Here is an 18,300-nt window from a genome sequence, read left to right as displayed (position 1 = left end):
ATTTACAGAGGAATAGCGGATGTAAAATGTCAAAGTAGTTTATAATTATGAAGGAATTTCTAAAAAGCAACAGTTGGAAAGAGTAATGGACAATCAGATGAAATGAGTAGATCTATTAACAAAATCCCTAAATTGGATGGAAGAGCATCGGAACTCTTCCATTTTTAATGTAAAAAAAGAATAATTGAGAATACAACTGGGAAATCCTACTCTATATTAGAAGAATAGGTTAATTAAAAAAACAAAGTTTCAAGTTTTAGTACCTAGCATAATTAGCTCCGTTTCCTATGAACTCGGCACTTGCGCATGGTGTACATGACATTTGTCATATAGACCACTTGACGTTTATGCCTATCATTATCTGCTGCTATATTCTACTATAAGTATATAAGAGGGCTGAATGTTAAGCCTAATCGGTATTAGGAGGACGTCATGAGTAAACAAAAGACTGCAGAACTAAGAAAAAATGTTGCTCCATTTGAGAAGTCAGATATGATGAGAAGTGTAAAACAGCTTTTTAATACATTCCCGCCGTTTTTTTTACTTTGGTTTGCGGCTTATCAAAGCTTAGCGGTATCTTATTGGTTAACACTTGTGTTTGCCATACTAGCTTCCGGGTTTGTAGTAAGAATCTTTATCATTTTCCATGATTGTACCCACGGCTCGTTTTTCAAAAGTAAAAAGGCCAATACAATCCTCGGCACGATTAGCGGGATTATCACGATGTTTCCATATGAACAATGGAAAAGAAGTCATTCCATTCACCATGCAACAAGCGGTAACCTGGACAAGCGCGGAACAGGTGATGTTTGGGTCATGACAGTAGAAGAATATGTCGCTGCCACTCCATGGGGCCGCTTGCAGTACAGGCTCTATCGAAATCCAATTGTCATGTTTGGATTAGGTCCGATTTATCTATTTCTCGTGTCTAATCGGTTTAATCGAAAAGATGCAAGACGCAAAGAGCGTTTGAATATGTATGTAACGAATGGTTCAATTGTAGCGATTTATGCACTTCTATGCTGGGCAATCGGCTGGCAGGCTTTTCTTCTCGTACAAGCTCCGATTCTCTTTGTGTCAGGGTCCCTCGGAATTTGGTTGTTCTATGTACAGCATCAATTTGAGGATTCCTATTTTGAAAATGAATCAGAGTGGGATTATGTGAAGGCGGCAGTGGATGGAAGCTCTTATTATAAATTGCCGAAAATCTTGCAATGGGTAACAGGGAATATTGGATTCCATCATGTTCATCACCTATCTCCAAGAGTTCCGAACTATAACTTAGAAAAAGCTCATGAATCGACACCGCCATTGCAAAAGGCAACGACGATTACACTGGGGACAAGTTTAAAGTCTCTTCGTTTTAGACTTTTTGATCAAAAGAATAAAGCGTTCGTTAGCTTTAAAGAAATTAAGCATTTGCTTGATACGGCTAAAGTAAATCCAGACCAGCAAAGCTTGCAAGAAAAATAAGATTCACACAATACATCCATGAGCTCCTGCCCTAAAACTCAGGCGATAAAAAAGGTTCAGGTACTATAAAGTGAAACTTCAATCAGTGGGGGTTTTACTGCCCGTTAATGCGGGATAAACTGTTTCACTGTATAAAGGTGGCGGTGCGAAGCCCGCCCCTTATCCACTCAAAAAACCATTCCGTACGCCAAAGAATGGTTTTTTGTTAATTTTGTAGTATATACTAGAATGAACAATACATGTAGGAGGCATCTAATGCAGAAATGGTATCATATTTTTCCTAAAAATACTGGCCTTAGCCCATATGTTGGGATTATCTTTTGTATTCTTCCTTTTTACTTTATTTTTAAGTCCTCGTCATTATTTGTCATTTTCTTTGGAATCATGATGATTATCCTGTTTTTTACTTCCTATCGTTTTGCGTTTATATTAAGGGGGTGGCCGGTATACGTCACTGTCGCTATTCAAATCGTGATTAGCGTGGCGATGACCGCTCTATTTGGCTATATCTATTTTTCCTTATTTTTGGCCTATTTCATTGGGAATGTCCAAAGTAAAGCTGGATTTCTCACCCTATATATCATTCATATTGTTTCAACCATTGCCGCTGTTAGTTTAGGGTTTATTTTTCAAAAGGACATATTCGTATCGCAGATTCCTTTTATTGTGATTAGTGTAATTGGCGTCATCCTGCTCCCAGTTAGCACATATACCAGGAACAAACGTGAAGAGCTGGAAGTGAAATTAGAAGATGCAAACAAGCGGATCTCTGAGTTGGTGAAAATTGAAGAACGTCAGCGGATTGCCCGTGATCTGCACGATACGTTGGGACAGAAGCTTTCCCTTATTGGTTTGAAAAGCGATCTTGCCGGCAGGTTAATCGAGATTAATCCTGTGTCTGCCAAAAATGAAATCAATGATATTCGTCAGACCGCTCGAACGGCATTAAATGAAGTAAGGGAAATGGTTTCCGAAATGCGGGGTACAAAGCTTGAAGATGAGGTTCAGAGGATCAGGCAAATTTTAAAAGCAGCTCAAATGGATTTTAGTATGGAAGGAGATACGAATTTACCTAATACGCCTTTGTTAGTAGAAAATGTGTTAAGCATGTGTTTGAAAGAAGCTGTAAATAATGTTGTGAAGCATAGCAAAGCGTCTTGGTGCAAATTGTCTATTGAGAAACTGCATACAGAGCTACTTATAAAAGTACAGGATGATGGGGTTGGCATTGAAAAAACTGAATTTGTTCAAGGAAATGGCCTAAAAGGGATGAGGGAGCGGCTGGAATTTGTAAATGGCAGCTTGGAAATCCAATCCTCTGAGGGTACGACACTTTATATTCGAGTACCGAACGGAATTAAGAAGGCAGAACAGGAGGAGATGGTATGATACGAATCGTCATTGCAGAGGATCAGCGCATGTTACTTGGCGCACTAGGTTCTTTACTTGATTTGGAAGAAGACATGGAAGTGGTCGGAAAAGCTAGCAATGGTGAAGAGGCACTGGCACTTGTTCATCGTCTTCAACCTGATATTTGCATCATGGATATTGAGATGCCTGCGAAAAGCGGGCTGGATGTAGCCGAAGAATTAAAGGACCATACTTGCAAAATCATCATTCTTACAACGTTTGCCCGCCCTGGTTATTTCGAACGCGCGCGAAAGGCTGGAGTTGGTGGATATTTATTGAAAGACAGTCCGAGTGAAGATTTAGCAAGTTCGATTCGAATCATTATGGATGGACGACGCATCTATGCATCAGAGCTCGTTGATATGGTCTTCGAAGAGGAAAATCCATTAACCGAACGAGAAAAGCAAGTGCTTGGTCTGATTGCTGATGGGAAGAATACGAAAGAAATTGCCAAGGAACTATTTATTACAACAGGAACAGTACGTAACTATGTTTCTGTCATTCTTGATAAATTAGATGTGAGTAACCGGATTGAGGCGATTTCTCGATTTAAGGAAAAAGGTTGGTTTAAATAAGATATGATGAGCCCTTGGAGCTATTCCAAAACATAATAGACCAAGATCCAAGCATGGGCTATAATTAGTGGTGAATTATCTGATTTTTTTATCTTCTTTGAGTGAAATTACATATATGGATGTGCTTATGGGAGTATTGTTATAGCACCTTAAATAGGGAGCGATCGTATTGATTTTAGAAGCAGCTTTTTTACAAGTTAAACCAGGACTGGAAGATGAATATGAAGAAACTTTTCGTGAAGCTTCCAAGATTATTTCCTCGATGGATGGCTATGTTACTCACAGTTTGCAGCGTTGCCTGGAGGTAGAGGGGAAATATTTGTTGTTAGTGACGTGGGAACGTTTAGAGGATCATACTGTAGGCTTTAGGGAATCTGCAGAATATCAGGAATGGAAGAAGCTTTTGCATCATTATTATGATCCTTTTCCTATCGTCGAGCATTTTGAAAAGGTTAGCTTCTAATTGAAGGAAGTAAAAATAGGCCGGGCATTAGATTTCTTTCTCATGGAGCAAATAAGTTATGATTATATTTACGCAAAATAGAAAGGGGACATCATTTATGCAAAAAGCAACATTTGCAGGCGGCTGTTTTTGGTGTATGGTGACACCGTTTGAAGAATTACCTGGTATTGGTGGAATTGTTTCTGGATACTCTGGTGGACATGTTACAAATCCGACATATGAGCAAGTAAAAACAGGCACGACTGGTCATTATGAAGTGGTTGAAATTACATACGATCCAGAGCTTTTCCCTTATGAGCGTTTGTTGGAACTGTTTTGGCAGCAAATTGATCCGACAGATCCAGACGGCCAGTTCCAAGATCGCGGCAATCAATATCGAGCGGCTATCTTTTATCATGACGAGAAACAATTGGAATTGGCTCAAAAGTCAAAAGAAGAAATGGCGATGAGCGGCAAATTCAAGAAGCCGATCGTAACGGAAATCCTACCAGCTCAAACGTTTTATGAAGCGGAAGATTATCATCAAGATTTCCATAAGAAGAATCCAAAGCATTATAAAGAAGATCGCAAACAATCTGGGCGTGATGAGTTTATTGATCAGCACTGGAATGACAAATAATAACTGAATCAAGGGTGTCTCATAAGGGTCTGACCTCGCACGCTAAAACAGTATGTAGTGTTTAAGACACTTATCTTACGTGTATTTAGTTGTTGCGGAGTCTGACCCTTTCTTTTGGAATTCCCGTTTCAATCTGGATAGATTAAAGAAAATAATTGTAATATTTATAGAGGGATCGTGTGATAATACCCCTAATAGATGAAAAGTAAAAAGTGTCACATTACTTACCTGTTTTCTCTAGGGTTACTAACTTGGTTTGACTACTGCAATGAGTTGTTAATAAGTGGATCAAACGAAAAGGGCGTACAAACATGACAAAACCAAACAAAGGGACAAGATCAAGCAAGTATCGAAGGAAGAAAAAGAAGAAAGTCTTTTTATCGATTTTTATATTACTCGTTCTCATCGGTCTTTCTGGAGCAGGATATTTATATTTTGAATATAAGATGGCATTACAGAAGTCTGAAGCTGAAATTGACAGGAACATAAAGTCAGATATTGAGTTCAAGGGTGTAGAAGATCAGTTGGGGCGGGTTAATATCCTTCTACTTGGAGTAGATACAAGGGGGAAAGAAAAGTCCCGAACAGATACAATTATGATTGCTCAATATAATCCAGAAACAAAAAAATCAAAGTTAGTATCTCTCATGCGGGATATCTATGTAGATATTCCTGGACATAAAAAGAATAAACTGAATGCAGCATATGCATTTGGAGAAACCGAATTATTAAGAAAGACGATCAAGGAAAACTTTGATGTCGATCTACAATATTACGCCATTATCGATTTTAAGGGATTTGCTAAAACAATTGATATCGCTTTCCCTAAAGGAGTTGAAATCGATGTGGAGCAGAAAATGTCAAAAGGAATAGATATGACACTAAAACCAGGCGTTCAACAATTAAATGGCGATCAATTGCTCGGGTATGTCAGATGGCGCGGTGGTCCGGATAGTGACTTTGGTCGTGTCAAACGACAACAAAAGGTTATGCAAATACTGGCTGATAAAATGGCAAGCGTTCAAGGGGTATTCAAACTACCAAGAATGATTGGAACAATTCAGCCGTACATCCAAACGAATCTTAGTTACGCCAATCTATTGGGAATGGGCACTTCGTTTTTAACAGATAGTAATCAAGATATTCAAAAGCTTATGATACCAATCGATGGTACGGCAAAAGATGCAAGGCATTCGGTAGGTTTGGTCCTGGAAATTGAGATGGAAAAGAATAAAGAAGCATTAAAAGCATTTTTAAATGAGTGATGTGTTAAAGGATGATGGAGAAGAATAACGAACCAAGTCATTATGGAATTGGGGAGTTACTCTTATCTATCATCCTTTTTGCTTTGTCATTCAAGCTTCGATTCGTGTAGAAAGAGGTTTGAGTATGACGAGTGCGTGGTCCGGCCCTTTCGTTAGGAGATCTATACTTTGACGCATATTCTCGACTTTTACCTTTTTATTTAAGAATGGTCATATTTATTTTGATAATGACTGAGGGCAAGTAGCGGAAAAATAAACCGGTAGCTGTGATAATGCATATACACATAACCTGGCAAACCTTGGCCCGCTGGATAGTCGTTGGTCCAGTTCTGGCTTTGTCCTTCGCCAATAAGATAAGCGATACCTTTTTCAATGGCAGGTGTAGCTGTAGGAGAAATGGATACTAGCGCATCAACGGCCCACGCAGTCTGGGTAAGGGTGCTTGCACCTAGGGGAATATACTTCTTCCCCATATCACTTGTGCAAGATTCTCCCCACCCACCATCTTCGTTTTGAATGCTCATCAGCCATTTCGCTGCCTTTTGAATGGCTGGATGATTACTCACAATGCTTGTAGCTCGAAGGCCTGTTAATGCTGCCCAAGTTCCGTAAATATAACAGATTCCCCACCTACCATACCAAGATCCGTTTTTTTCTTGAGAGTGAAACAGCCATTTTACTGCTTTTCTGATGGCGCTTGCGGTTTGTTTGCCATTGGTGAAATTACCGAGAAATTCAAGTGTTCGTCCAGTTAGATCAGGTGTGGAAGGGTCTGTAAGGAAAAATTCTGCTTGTTCGATTGGCAAAAATTGCAACCACTTTGTATCAACATTTTTTTCAAAGGCAGGAAATCCACCATCATCATTCTGTGTCGAAAGCACATAGGCCAACCCACGATTATAGGCAGTTTTTATATATGGTTGAGTGGGGGTGGATGGATATATCGCCCTTAGTGCTGCCGTTGTGTCATCGATGTCCGGGTTCATCGTGTTGCCGTCCGAAAAGCCCCATCCACCTGGTAGAGCATGAGGATTATGCAGACGCCAATCTCCGTATTTAGCTTGCTGCCGGGCGGTCAAATAGTGATTTGCGTTATGAACAATTGGATTATCAGGTTCTAATCCAGCTTCCTGAAGGGCGTAATTAATGAGTGCCGTATTCCAAATTTCAGGCCTTGTGAATTGAATATGCAGCTGTCCATCAATAGAAGTCGCCATGGCTCTTAAGCCCTCAACGGCTTTTAGAATGATCGGATCCTTTTTTGAATAGCCTTGTGAGAGTAAAGCAAAAATCATAAAAAATGTAGCACTAAAAAAGTTGTAAAGAGTCCCGTCTTGCTCAATTCGTTCAAGCATATACTTTTTAATACCATCGACAGCCATTTTATGCAGTAGGGAAGGAAGCCCGATTAGGTTTTTGACACCATAGTAAATCGTTTGAACCAAGGAACGGCCCTCCTCACATCTGAATTCTTCCCAAAGATCGTCGGAACGGGAGGGAAGCAATGCTTTCAAATTAGGCCCTGAAGTAATATGGATCTGAAATTTATGATCAGAGCATAAAAGGAGTGGGAGAAAGTTTGACCTCGCATATACGGATAAATCATACATGCTAATGGGAAAGGTGGGGGGAAGCAATACAGCTTCGACTGGAATCGGAAAGATAAGCGGCCATTTCAATTGACCGGTAAGTATCAACATAATTTTTGTAATCGAGCTGGCCTTGCTCAACCCTCCGTTAGTAACAATGAATTGTCGCGCTTTTTCCATATGCTCATCATTCTCATGATGCAGACCAGATAAAAGCAATGCATAATAGGCTTCTATTGTCAGTGAAACATTCCCGCCCTGTTCATCATGATATAACTTCCACGCGCCGTTTTTCTCCTGACGGCTTATAATTCTTGCTGCTAAAGCTTGAATGAGTTCATCGTCCCGTATGTCGAGTGCTTTTAATAAAATAATCATAAACGCATCAGGTGTAATGCCGATTTCAAATGGATAGTGCCAAGACCCATCTTCTTGCTGGTCAGTCCGTAGCCGCATGATCAGACGGTCGATTTCATTTTTTACATACTGATTCATTACACTCACTCCTTTAAAGACTGCATGAATACACTATTTAACGATATGACTAGCACGCACTTGTTATGAAAAAACTTATATTTATAATGAGTGAAAAGGAAAAGCGATTAGGAAAAAAGCAATACTGGTTAGTAAAAGGTTCAATGAGCTGAGTCGGGGGGAGAGGTTCAAAGCGACTAGCAAAATACCTAAATCGATATTCCTGCAAAGCTAACTTCATCTTTTCATCACAAAACAAAGAGCAAATGCGAGAAGAACCTAGGCATTTGCTCTTTTTGGTAATGAATCGATTATTTTAGTCTGAAAAACAGCTCTTGAAATTCTAGTTTTTTACTTGTGGGCATTCACTTTTTCTTTCAGCTGAGCCAGTAAATCACCAGAATCAATCCCTGTAATCATGGCACCATTCAGCTTCGCGTAAGCAGACTTTTTACACAGCTTACATTCGCTTAAACATTCATACTCTTTATAGGAAACTTGTGGACTTTTTAGAAATTCTCCATACTCTTCTGTATATTCTTCCTCTAAAAAACGATCCAGGTTCGTTTGGCAGAATTCAAGTGTGACTTTTGGTTTTTTCGTAAATAATTTGCTGATAAATGCCAACATAAAATCTCTTCCTTTATATTAAGCTTTTTTCAGGGAACGTTTACTATAGCTTGTATTATATCATCCTAAATCTTATCGTGATACTTTGATGATTTTCCTTTAACTACTAAAAAGGCTAAAAATTAAAAATTCATACTGTTTTGGGTTAATATAATAAAGGGAATACCAGTTTAGCTAAATGAGACTAAAAAACAGAAGATGGAGGATCATCATGAAATTATTAGGTATATCAGGGGCATTAATCGGGGCAAAAACAGCTATTTCTGTAAATGAGGTGCTAACGAAAGCAGGCCAACATCCACATATTGAGACAGAGCTTCTTGATTTAAAAGACTATAAAGTGGAGTTTGTCGATGGGAGACCTTTTGATGCATACAATGAGGACACACGAACGGTCATTAACAAAATCATGCAAGCTGATTTTTTCGTTATTGCGACACCTGTCTATCAGTCTTCCTTAACAGGCGCTTTAAAAAATCTGTTTGATCATTTGCCAACTACCGTTTTTGAAGGAAAGGTTGTCGGTTATGTTTCTACTGCAGGCTCCAATATGCATATGCTTGTAGCAGAAAATAATTTGCGGCCGATTCTTTCATACTTTAAAGCGCATGTTACAACGAAAAATGTCTTTGTAAGCAATGAATGCTTTAATAACGAAAACGTGATTGTGAACGGTGATGTGAAACAGAGACTGGCTGCACTAGCCGAAGAATTAGTAGTGCTTCATACTAAACTTAACGGTTAAGTTTAGTATAGGAAATAGCTAATGAATCGTTGGAATTATTGAGCTAAGGGTCTATCTCATATATTACTTGACAACCTAAGTAAAAATGAAAAACACCTAGTTCTTTGGTATAGTGTAATTGACTAGAAAACACTACCAAATAGAAGAGGTGCCCGCTATATGATAGACTAAAATAACCAAAACAATCAACTACCAAAAGAACTTAATTCTGTTTTTTCTGATCTTGAAATCAATAAGCTTTTACGACAAGAAGGAATTAAAAAATCCTTTGGTTTCAGTTATGCATTTTTATTCCAGCTAGTCTTTTGCTTGATTTTCCAACATAAAAATTGGTTCTCTCTTCTTGATTCAAAGAAAGCGGAAAACTTCTGCCAAGGACGTTATTTATCGATTCTTAAGTCAACCAACGTTCAATTGGCGTCGTATGAAAGAAGACAAGCTTGAGAGAAGCGTCCCGAAAATCATTCCTATTATTAATAGAAGGAAGTAGATATTTCGGCCTCCTTCTTTTCTAAACGGCATTATTCCTAAATGAACTTATATAATTATTGATTTTTGGCAATTTTGTGCTTATAATTTATATGTACTCGAGATTGAGAATCATTTTCATTGTTTTACATACTTGAGAATAAATAGAATATGGGGATAAAAATGAGACTGTGGATGTTAATGATCGCTGCAATCCTTCTCTCGTTTATCTCGCTATTTGTTGGTGCAATTGATATTAAGCCGAGCGACCTTCTAGATTGGGATTCTGATAAAACACAAATTTTCTTAATTAGTCGTGTGCCTCGTTTAATGGCAATTATTCTAGCGGGGGCGGGGATGAGTATTGCAGGATTAATAATGCAAAGTTTAAGCCGTAATAAATTTGTATCGCCAACAACGGCGGGTACGCTAGATGCAGCTAAGCTTGGTATTATTATTTCAATGCTGTTCTTTACAAATGTAACGTATTTTCAGCAAATTATATTCAGTTTTGCATTCGCTTTAGTTGGAACGCTAATTTTCATGCAATTACTTGATCGCATTAAATTTAAAGATGTAATTTTCGTACCGCTAATCGGGATTATGTACGGGAATATTTTATCGGCGATTTCGACGTTTTTAGGTTATGAAGCGGAAATTTTACAAAACGTTCAAGCATTCTTCATGGGTAGTTTTACTTTAATCGTATCTGGACGTTATGAATTATTGTATGTAGCTGTCCCAGCCATCATATTAGCTTACATATATGCTAATAAGTTTACGGTAGCTGGAATGGGTGAAGATTTTGCAAAAAATTTAGGACTAAGTTATAAAATGGTTTTAAATTTAGGTTTAGTTTTAGTAGCTATCATTTCTACTACTGTCGTACTAACTGTTGGGATTATTCCTTTTTTAGGGTTAATTGTGCCAAATATCGTATCGATTTATATGGGGGACAATTTACGTAAATCGATTCCACATACAATCATGCTAGGAATGGTTTTCTTGCTGGCATGTGATATTCTTAGCCGCTTAATTGTATACCCTTATGAAATTCCAGTAAACCTAACAGTCGCAGTATTTGGTAGTGCGATCTTCTTAGTAATGTTATTTAGGAGGAAAGCATATGCGAAAAAATAGTACGAAAATAATTATATTAACGGTAATTGCGATAATTTTCATTTTACTTTTTGCATTTTATAATATTCGAGGCGGTTTTGACTATGCCTTTCCACGTCGTTTAGTACGAATTGGAGCAATGGTCATCACCGGGATAGCGATTTCATACGCAACAATCATGTTCCAAACAATTACGCATAACCGAATTCTAACACCTTCTGTCATGGGGATTGACTCCATGTATGAAGTCGTACAAACCGTTATTTTTTTCGCTCTAGGTTCAGCTTCTATTTTTGTCGTAGATCGGTATTTAAATTTCGGTATCGCAATTATCGCAATGATTCTTTTTGCTTTAATTTTATATCGCTTCTTATTCCGAGCAGATAAATATCCAATTTATCTACTTTTACTAGCAGGGTTGATTATTGGGACATTACTAGGAAGTTTAGTGAATTTCCTCCAAGTAGTAATAGATCCCATTGAATACTTAAGTTTACAAAGCCGATTATTCGCAAGCTTTAATAACGTTAAGTCAGAGTTATTGTATCTTTCGATGGTGATATTAGGGGCAGCTTTCATCTATGGTAAAAGAATGTTGCAAGATTTAGATGTGATGTCTTTAGGTCGTGATGCGGCAATTAATCTAGGTGTAAACTACGATAAAATGGTGCTAAAAGTATTAATTTTATCATCGATTTTGATTGCAACTTCAACTGCACTTATTGGTCCGATTACCTTTTTAGGATTAATCGTATCGAACGTAGCCTATCAATTTATTAATACATATCGGCATTCAGTTTTAATTGTAGCATCCAGTTTAATAAGTATTATTGCATTAGTAGGCGGACAGTTTTTAGTATTACACGTATTCCATTTAAATACGACAATTAGTGTCATTATTAACTTTATTGGTGGTATTTACTTTATTTACTTATTGCTAAAAGAAAGTAGGGCAGCAGGATGATTGAAATCAAAGGTTTAACAAAGCATTTTGGCAAAAAGCCCGTAGTAGAAAATGTAACTGTAACGATTCAACCGAAAGCAATTACTTCTTTTATTGGGCCAAATGGTGCAGGTAAATCGACGTTATTATCTATGGTAAGTCGTTTATTAGATTCTGATACAGGTGAAGTGCTTTTAGATAAAGGTAATGTTAAAAAGATGAAATCTAATGATTTTGCAAAACGAGTGGCCATTTTAAGACAATCTAATCATCTAAATGTTCGTTTAACAGTTCGAGAGCTAGTGTCGTTTGGTCGTTACCCGTATTCGAAGGGACGACTTACTAGTGAAGACGAAAAATTTGTTGATCAAGCATTAGAATATATGAACTTATCTAATATCCAAGATAAATATTTAGATGAGTTATCTGGTGGACAAAAACAGCGTGCGTTTATTTCAATGGTTATTGCACAAGATACAGAATATATTTTATTAGATGAACCGTTAAATAACTTGGATATGAAACATTCTGTTCAAATTATGAAAATTTTACGTAAGTTGGTTGATGAATTAGATAAGACCGTTGTGATTGTATTACATGATATTAACTTTGCATCAGTATATTCAGATCGTATCGTTGCTCTTAAAGATGGACGTGTTGTGAAAGATGGTCTAACAAATGAAATTATAAATACTGCTGCATTGCGGGAAATATATGATATGGATATACCAGTCCAAGAACAGGACGGGTGTCGTATTTGTGTATTCTTTAATTCGCATTAGTAAACTTATGATTTAGAAAAGGGTGATTTGGCATGCTTTTCTAAATCATTTTTTTTGAATAAAGTTGGATAAAATAAATTAAAAATGCGTTGACCTATAATTTTTACATGTTATAATGATAATGATTATCAGTATCAATAATAAAAGGAACGGGAGAGAATGAAAAAAATGAGAAAATGGCAAATTTTAGCTGTAACAACTTTACTATCTTTAGTTTTAGCAGCATGTGGATCAAATGAAGAAGCAAAAACAGATACACCTGAAACTAATACAGAAAAGACAACTGAAGGAACAGAAAAAGCTACTGAAACTTCTGCATTCCCAATGACAGTTGCATCTTTAACTGGTGAAAGAGAAGATAAAGAAGCAGGAACAAAAACGGTGTTTGAAGATGTTACTTTAGAAGAAATGCCAGAACGTATTGTTACTTTAGACTTTGGTTTCTTAGATAATCTTGACGCTTTAGGAGTGGAGGGCGTTGTCGGTCTTCCTAAATCAAATCTACCAGCAGACTTAAAAGAAAAATATTCTTCTGACGAATATGCAGACTTAGGTACTTTAAAAGAAATCGATTTCGAATTAGTAGCATCACTTGATCCAGATGTAATTTTCATTTCTGGTCGTCAAGCTCCTATGTATGATCAATTAAAAGAAGTTACTCCAAACGTAATATTCATTGGATCTGATAACGAAAATTATATTAACGGTATTAAAGAAGGTGCAGAACTCGCAGGACAAATTTTCGGTAAAGAAGAAGAAGCTAAAACTTTAAATGCAGATCTAGATGCAAAAGTTGCAGAACTTCAAGAAAAAGCTGCTGGTTATGAAAATGCATTAGTAGCTATGTACAATGAGAAGAAAATGTCTGGTTTCGATAATGGTCCAGATTCTCGTTTCGCTTATGTATATAATGATTTTGGATTCAAACCAGCAACTGAAGATATTAAGTCTAGTTCACATGGTTCTGATTTCAGTTATGAGTCAATTTTATCAGTTGACCCAGAAGTATTATTAGTTATTGACCGCAACGCTGAAGACAATGACGCGCTTAAAGCAGATGTTGAAAACGACATTATTAAACAAACTCGTGCTTACAAAGAAGGCAAAATTGTTTACCTTTATGGTGGTAACTGGTACTTCGCAAGTGGTGGCGTACCAACTGAAATGGAAAAAATTCAAGAAATCTTAGACGAGTTAAAATAAGATTAACATAAATATTTGACTTCAAAAGAGCAGGCTGTCCATTAAATGGGACAGCCTTTACTATAATTAAGGGGGAAGACAGATGTTTGTTCAAATTCGTAAGTGGACAATTACTGAAGGAAATTCAGAAAAGATATTAGAACGTTTTAAAAAGAAACCCGGCCAAGGCCCATCATTAGTGGAACAAAGAGAAGGTTTTATTAGCCGTGAGCTACTTGTAAAAAATATACGTCGTGGGGAAGAAGAAGTAATTATGATTATCCGCTGGGAGTCTGAAGAGGCTTGGAAAGCTTGGGAAAAGAGTCCGGAGCATATTGCTGGTCACAAAGAGAAGATTAAACAACATGGTGGTAAACCACCAAAACCAGACTATATTATTAATATGGAGCACGGTAACTACACTGTAGTAGAATAAGTACCAGACCTATCAGGCGGTGGACTTGAATCCATTCAGGAAATGGTGAATGAAATTGTTGAAGGTCTTAAATAATTCTAAAAAACAAAAACTAAGAATGTCTTAAAGGGACCGGCCCCGTAGCCTATAAAGGATAAAGCGTTAGTTTAACGCACCTAATCCTTTATAGTAGCTGCGGGGTCTGGTCCTTTGCACGTAAGACAAACTTAGTTTATTTTTTTGTTGTGAACAGGACTTTTTTTGATACAAAGGGAACAGGACGAAGTTTTTAAGCGGAATCCTCAATTTGCCTGTCCATATCAAGCGTAAACAGCACCACCCCCCACAAGAAACCAACTTCTAATCGAGATTACCCTCATCATATACTTGTCGGTTTAGCATAGATTGTGCAGATTTCGACGTTTGCTATAGGAAACAGCCGATTTTAATCAAAGTTCCTAAATAAGTACTTGAGTCTTGTTTAACGTTTGTAATTTAGTGGAAAAAATAATGGGGTTGTGATATAATAAAAGGATTCAAATCAGGAATACTGTTACATTTTTCATTCTGTTAGATGCTGAGTTTATTTACTTTTCATTCGGAACTTTGTAAAGGCAGTGTAAAAGCATCTGGAACCGCAGTGAAATAGGGATGGAATGAGACTGCATTTGTACTTGGGAAATATGGAAATGAAAAAAAGTGATATTTAATGGAAGTTCAAGTGAAAGTCCGTTATAGTAGTATTTGTGGCGTTGGCAATCAGCATTAATTTGTTATTTTTTTCGGATCGTGTTCATATGATAATGAGTATTTAGCACCTTTCATTGTCTATACTGAATTGTTACAATTTCTTTACAATAGAATGTGAATGGGAATAAAAGGATAATCACTCAACTAATCTTGACTTATTGAATGAAAGTGATACTATGTATTCTATGCTCAAAATGTCATTTACTTATCAAGATAAATAATCAGAATCTGCATCATCGGTTAAGGCTCAGATTACTAGATTAATAGAGGTGAAACATGAAAAATTTTCTTAAAAAGGGTCAAAGCATTTTACAAACTAAACTTCTTAGTTTCTTCATAATAGCAGTTACATTATTTTGGATTAAAACATATATTGGCTATCAGGTGGAATTTAATTTAGGGATTGATAACAAACTTCAATCGTTTCTACTACTCATTAACCCGATTAGTTCAGCGATCCTATTCTTTGGAATAGCATTGTTGGCCAAGGGGAAAAAGACATATAAATGGGTGATTCGGTTAAATTTCATTTTATCAGCCGTCTTATTCTCTAATATCGTTTATTACCGTTCTTTTACGGACTTCATTACTTTACCAACACTTACTCAAGCATCAAATTTTGGTGACTTAGGTCCGAGTGTAATGGCATTATTCAACCCGTATGATATTTTGTATTTCTTGGATACAATCATCCTGATCGTATTGTATTATTCTAAAGCAATCAAACCAAGTGAAATTAAAATGAAACGTCGTACGGTTGCAATGGTCTTCCTTGCTGGACTTGCTATTTTCTCAGTAAACCTTGCGTTAGCGGAAAAAGACCGTCCGCAACTACTTACTAGAACATTTGACCGTAACTATATTGTTAAATATTTAGGCATGTACAATTACATGGTATATGACGCAGTACAAAATACGAGAACATATGCACAGCGTGCAACGGCAAACAGCACAGACATTGCTGAGATTGTCAATTTTACAAAAGCGATGTATGCTGAGCCAAACCCAGAATATTTCGGTGCTTCAAAGGGTAAGAATGTGATTTATCTTCATTTGGAATCGATGCAGAATTTCCTTATTGATTACAAGCTTAATGGAGAGGAAGTTACACCATTCTTAAATTCATTAGCGCATAGCACAGACTTTATGTATTTTGATAATTTCTTCCATCAGGTTGGTCAAGGTAAAACATCTGATGCCGAGTTTATGCTTGAAAATTCATTGTACGGTTTACCACAAGGTTCAGCATTCACGACACATGATCAAAATACGTACCAAGCTGCACCAGCTATTTTAGGTCAAGAAGGGTATACGTCTGCTGTTTTTCATGGTAACTATAAGACTTTCTGGAACCGCGATAAAATTTATAAAGCGCTTGGGTTTAATCGCTTTTACGATGCAAGCTATTACGATATGAATGTAGAAGATACAATGAGCTATGGCTTGATGGATAAGCCTTTCTTTCAAGAGTCAATCCCGATGCTTGATAAATTGCCACAGCCATTTTATTCGAAGTTTATAACGGTGTCACACCATTTCCCGTATTCGATAAACCAAGACTTAACAACAATCGCACCTCATACAACGGGTGATAAGTCAGTTGATAATTACTTCCAAACGGCCAGATATGCGGATGAAGCACTTAAAGAGTTCTTTACCTATTTAAAGGAATCCGGCTTATATGATAATTCCGTAATCGTGATGTACGGTGACCATTATGGAATCTCAGAAAACCATATGAGAGCTATGTCTCAAGTACTTGGAACTGAAGTTGGGGAATTCGAAAACGCACAACTACAACGTGTGCCTTTACTGATTCATGCACCAGGTGTCAAGGGTGGAGTCAATCATACGTATGGCGGACAAATTGACTTAATGCCGACACTTATGCATTTACTAGGTGTAGAAACGAAAGAGAATGTTCAATTTGGTACAGATTTATTGTCTAAAGATCATCACGAATTGATTCCATTCCGAAATGGAGATTTTATTACACCATCTGTAACTTCTCTCAAAGGAAAATACTATGATACGAATACAGGGGAATTAATCGAAGAAACGGAAGAGATTGCTGCGGATAAACAACTTGCGCAAAAACTACTTCAGTACTCCGATAAGGTTGTGAATGGAGATTTATTACGCTTCTATACACCTAAGGGATTCACACCAATTAAACCTTCTGACTATAATTATAATAATGAAGAAGATAAAGAAACTCCGGTGGAAAATACAGTGGAAACATCTACTCAAGAAACATCTGGAGAATAAAGGAACAGGCAGGAAGAATAATACTCTTCTTGCCTGTTTTTTTGTGTGAAGGACATGGGTACAAGGCTTCACGACTTACTAATATAGCCACTCTTTTAGTAGGTATACTCATTTTATCGAGAAACCGCCAAAATTACGGCTCCGCACCGCCACCAATGTGATTAGGTGAATGTAGCGTTTTTAATGAGGGATCCTTCCAAAGTAACTGGTGGCCATTTAACGTCATTTTAGGTTTTGTATGCAAATAAATGAAAATTTGGCACTGGCACGTAAATCATAAATCCCGCTCGAAAAGCGTTAGTTCTGGCGCGTAAACCCTCCATTCTGGCACATAATTAGGTAAATCTAGCACGAAAATTTGTTTTCCGGATCGTAATTGGTTAAAAAGTAAGCCGATGCAGGTAACAGGACCAGTATTTCACATGGAAAAAATTGTTGCAGGTGATTTGTTCGGGTTCTTACATATTTCATCTTCTCTGACGAACACTAAATTTGTAATAACGAAAAAGGAGTGATGGATATGAAGAACGCAATCATCGCGGGTGGAATAATAGCAACATTATTTGTTGGAGGATGTACAGCCAACAATACTAATCAGGGTAGTGAGAAAATAGGTGTGAATCGGCCGACAGACGTAAATAATCCGACAGACGTAAATTATGACAGAGCCAGGTTTCCGAATGAAGTCCAAAATGTAAGAAATAATGTCAACTATAACACAAGGAATGTCACAAATAATAACGATATTAGAGAGGGAAACAACCTTTCTGCTGAAGTCGATAAGCTAAAAGAAGTGAAACATTCTACAGTAATGGTGATGGGAAACAGTGCCTATGTTGCAGCTGATTTATCGGACAAAGGAAGCAATGAGCTAGCGAAGAATGTAGAGGAGAAAATTGCCGACAAAGTAAGGGCAGCTGATGGAACGATTGAAAACGTGTACGTGTCTTCAAACCCTGACTTCATTAATCGTATGCAAGGGTATTCGACTGATGTGAGGAATGGTCATCCAATTGCAGGATTTGCCGATGAGTTCACTGAAACGATGAAACGTGTTTTCCCGTCTGCACACTGATGTTTATAAGGCAGCTGGCATCATTCACCTGCTTATGAAGTGATGTAAGCATATT

General features: G+C 37.3%; 16 protein-coding genes and 2 pseudogenes. 15 read left to right on the top strand and 3 right to left on the bottom strand.

What is annotated here, in order from left to right; all coding sequences use genetic code 11:
* Positions 1 to 432 precede the first annotated feature (432 nt).
* The 6 genes from desA (at position 433) to AC1MGI_RS02740 (ending at position 5,805) form a co-directional block, all read left to right on the top strand.
* A complete protein-coding gene (desA, locus tag AC1MGI_RS02765) occupies positions 433 to 1,473 on the top strand; it encodes a Delta(5) desaturase DesA (protein ID WP_480348338.1) in 1,041 nt (346 codons plus the stop codon).
* Positions 1,474 to 1,728: 255 nt separating this feature from the next.
* Positions 1,729 to 2,862 carry a sensor histidine kinase gene (locus AC1MGI_RS02760; RefSeq protein WP_480348337.1) on the top strand — a complete coding sequence of 378 codons (1,134 nt, stop codon included), beginning with the start codon at positions 1,729 to 1,731 and terminating at the stop codon, positions 2,860 to 2,862.
* On the top strand, positions 2,859 to 3,458 hold the full coding sequence (locus AC1MGI_RS02755) for a response regulator (protein WP_480348335.1): 600 nt from the start codon (positions 2,859 to 2,861) through the stop codon (positions 3,456 to 3,458). The genes AC1MGI_RS02760 and AC1MGI_RS02755 overlap by 4 nt, the downstream gene beginning before the upstream one ends.
* A 169-nt stretch (positions 3,459 to 3,627) precedes the next feature.
* A complete protein-coding gene (locus AC1MGI_RS02750) occupies positions 3,628 to 3,921 on the top strand; it encodes an antibiotic biosynthesis monooxygenase family protein (protein WP_480348333.1) in 294 nt (97 codons plus the stop codon).
* A gap of 97 nt (positions 3,922 to 4,018) precedes the next feature.
* Positions 4,019 to 4,540, top strand: coding sequence for a peptide-methionine (S)-S-oxide reductase MsrA (gene msrA, locus AC1MGI_RS02745; RefSeq protein ID WP_062185795.1), 522 nt, complete (start codon positions 4,019 to 4,021; stop codon positions 4,538 to 4,540).
* A gap of 311 nt (positions 4,541 to 4,851) precedes the next feature.
* Positions 4,852 to 5,805: an LCP family protein gene (locus AC1MGI_RS02740; RefSeq protein ID WP_480348330.1), complete on the top strand. Its 954-nt coding sequence runs from the start codon at positions 4,852 to 4,854 to the stop codon at positions 5,803 to 5,805.
* Positions 5,806 to 6,005: 200 nt separating this feature from the next.
* Here the strand turns inward: AC1MGI_RS02740 and shc are convergent, their stop codons facing one another.
* Together shc and AC1MGI_RS02730 are read right to left on the bottom strand one after the other, a co-directional pair.
* Complete coding sequence (shc, locus tag AC1MGI_RS02735) at positions 6,006 to 7,889, bottom strand: squalene--hopene cyclase (RefSeq protein WP_480348328.1); 1,884 nt, start codon at positions 7,887 to 7,889, stop codon at positions 6,006 to 6,008.
* 330 nt (positions 7,890 to 8,219) lie between these two features.
* Positions 8,220 to 8,498: a DUF1450 domain-containing protein gene (locus AC1MGI_RS02730; protein WP_480348326.1), complete on the bottom strand. Its 279-nt coding sequence runs from the start codon at positions 8,496 to 8,498 to the stop codon at positions 8,220 to 8,222.
* Between the two features lie 211 nt (positions 8,499 to 8,709).
* Between AC1MGI_RS02730 and AC1MGI_RS02725 the strand changes: the two genes are divergently transcribed.
* Together AC1MGI_RS02725 and AC1MGI_RS02720 are read left to right on the top strand one after the other, a co-directional pair.
* Positions 8,710 to 9,243, top strand: a complete 534-nt coding sequence (locus AC1MGI_RS02725; protein WP_480348325.1) for an NADPH-dependent FMN reductase — start codon at positions 8,710 to 8,712, stop codon at positions 9,241 to 9,243.
* Positions 9,244 to 9,414: 171 nt separating this feature from the next.
* Positions 9,415 to 9,667 (top strand): annotated as a pseudogene (locus AC1MGI_RS02720) (IS4 family transposase); the annotation flags it as partial.
* On the opposite strand, the pseudogene AC1MGI_RS02715 reads toward AC1MGI_RS02720, so the two are convergent.
* Positions 9,664 to 9,759 (bottom strand): annotated as a pseudogene (locus tag AC1MGI_RS02715) (hypothetical protein); the annotation flags it as partial. The pseudogenes AC1MGI_RS02720 and AC1MGI_RS02715 sit on opposite strands and share 4 nt — an antisense overlap.
* A 135-nt stretch (positions 9,760 to 9,894) precedes the next feature.
* Between AC1MGI_RS02715 and AC1MGI_RS02710 the strand changes: the two are divergent.
* The 7 genes from AC1MGI_RS02710 (at position 9,895) to AC1MGI_RS02680 (ending at position 18,245) form a co-directional block, all read left to right on the top strand.
* Positions 9,895 to 10,851, top strand: a complete 957-nt coding sequence (locus AC1MGI_RS02710; protein WP_480348323.1) for an ABC transporter permease — start codon at positions 9,895 to 9,897, stop codon at positions 10,849 to 10,851.
* Positions 10,838 to 11,794, top strand: coding sequence for an iron chelate uptake ABC transporter family permease subunit (locus AC1MGI_RS02705; RefSeq protein ID WP_480348321.1), 957 nt, complete (start codon positions 10,838 to 10,840; stop codon positions 11,792 to 11,794). The genes AC1MGI_RS02710 and AC1MGI_RS02705 overlap by 14 nt, the downstream gene beginning before the upstream one ends.
* Positions 11,791 to 12,555: an iron ABC transporter ATP-binding protein gene (locus AC1MGI_RS02700; RefSeq protein ID WP_480348319.1), complete on the top strand. Its 765-nt coding sequence runs from the start codon at positions 11,791 to 11,793 to the stop codon at positions 12,553 to 12,555. Before AC1MGI_RS02705 ends, AC1MGI_RS02700 begins: the two co-directional genes overlap by 4 nt.
* A gap of 168 nt (positions 12,556 to 12,723) precedes the next feature.
* A complete protein-coding gene (locus AC1MGI_RS02695) occupies positions 12,724 to 13,758 on the top strand; it encodes a siderophore ABC transporter substrate-binding protein (RefSeq protein ID WP_480349684.1) in 1,035 nt (344 codons plus the stop codon).
* 82 nt (positions 13,759 to 13,840) lie between these two features.
* Positions 13,841 to 14,173, top strand: coding sequence for an antibiotic biosynthesis monooxygenase family protein (locus AC1MGI_RS02690; RefSeq protein ID WP_480348317.1), 333 nt, complete (start codon positions 13,841 to 13,843; stop codon positions 14,171 to 14,173).
* Between the two features lie 1,005 nt (positions 14,174 to 15,178).
* On the top strand, positions 15,179 to 17,170 hold the full coding sequence (gene ltaS / locus AC1MGI_RS02685) for a lipoteichoic acid synthase (protein WP_480348315.1): 1,992 nt from the start codon (positions 15,179 to 15,181) through the stop codon (positions 17,168 to 17,170).
* Between the two features lie 520 nt (positions 17,171 to 17,690).
* Positions 17,691 to 18,245, top strand: coding sequence for a YhcN/YlaJ family sporulation lipoprotein (locus AC1MGI_RS02680; RefSeq protein ID WP_480348313.1), 555 nt, complete (start codon positions 17,691 to 17,693; stop codon positions 18,243 to 18,245).
* The last annotated feature ends 55 nt before the right edge of the window (positions 18,246 to 18,300 follow it).

Source organism: Peribacillus sp. BM1 (assembly GCF_056679975.1).
This window is presented reverse-complemented; position numbering and strand designations above follow the sequence as displayed.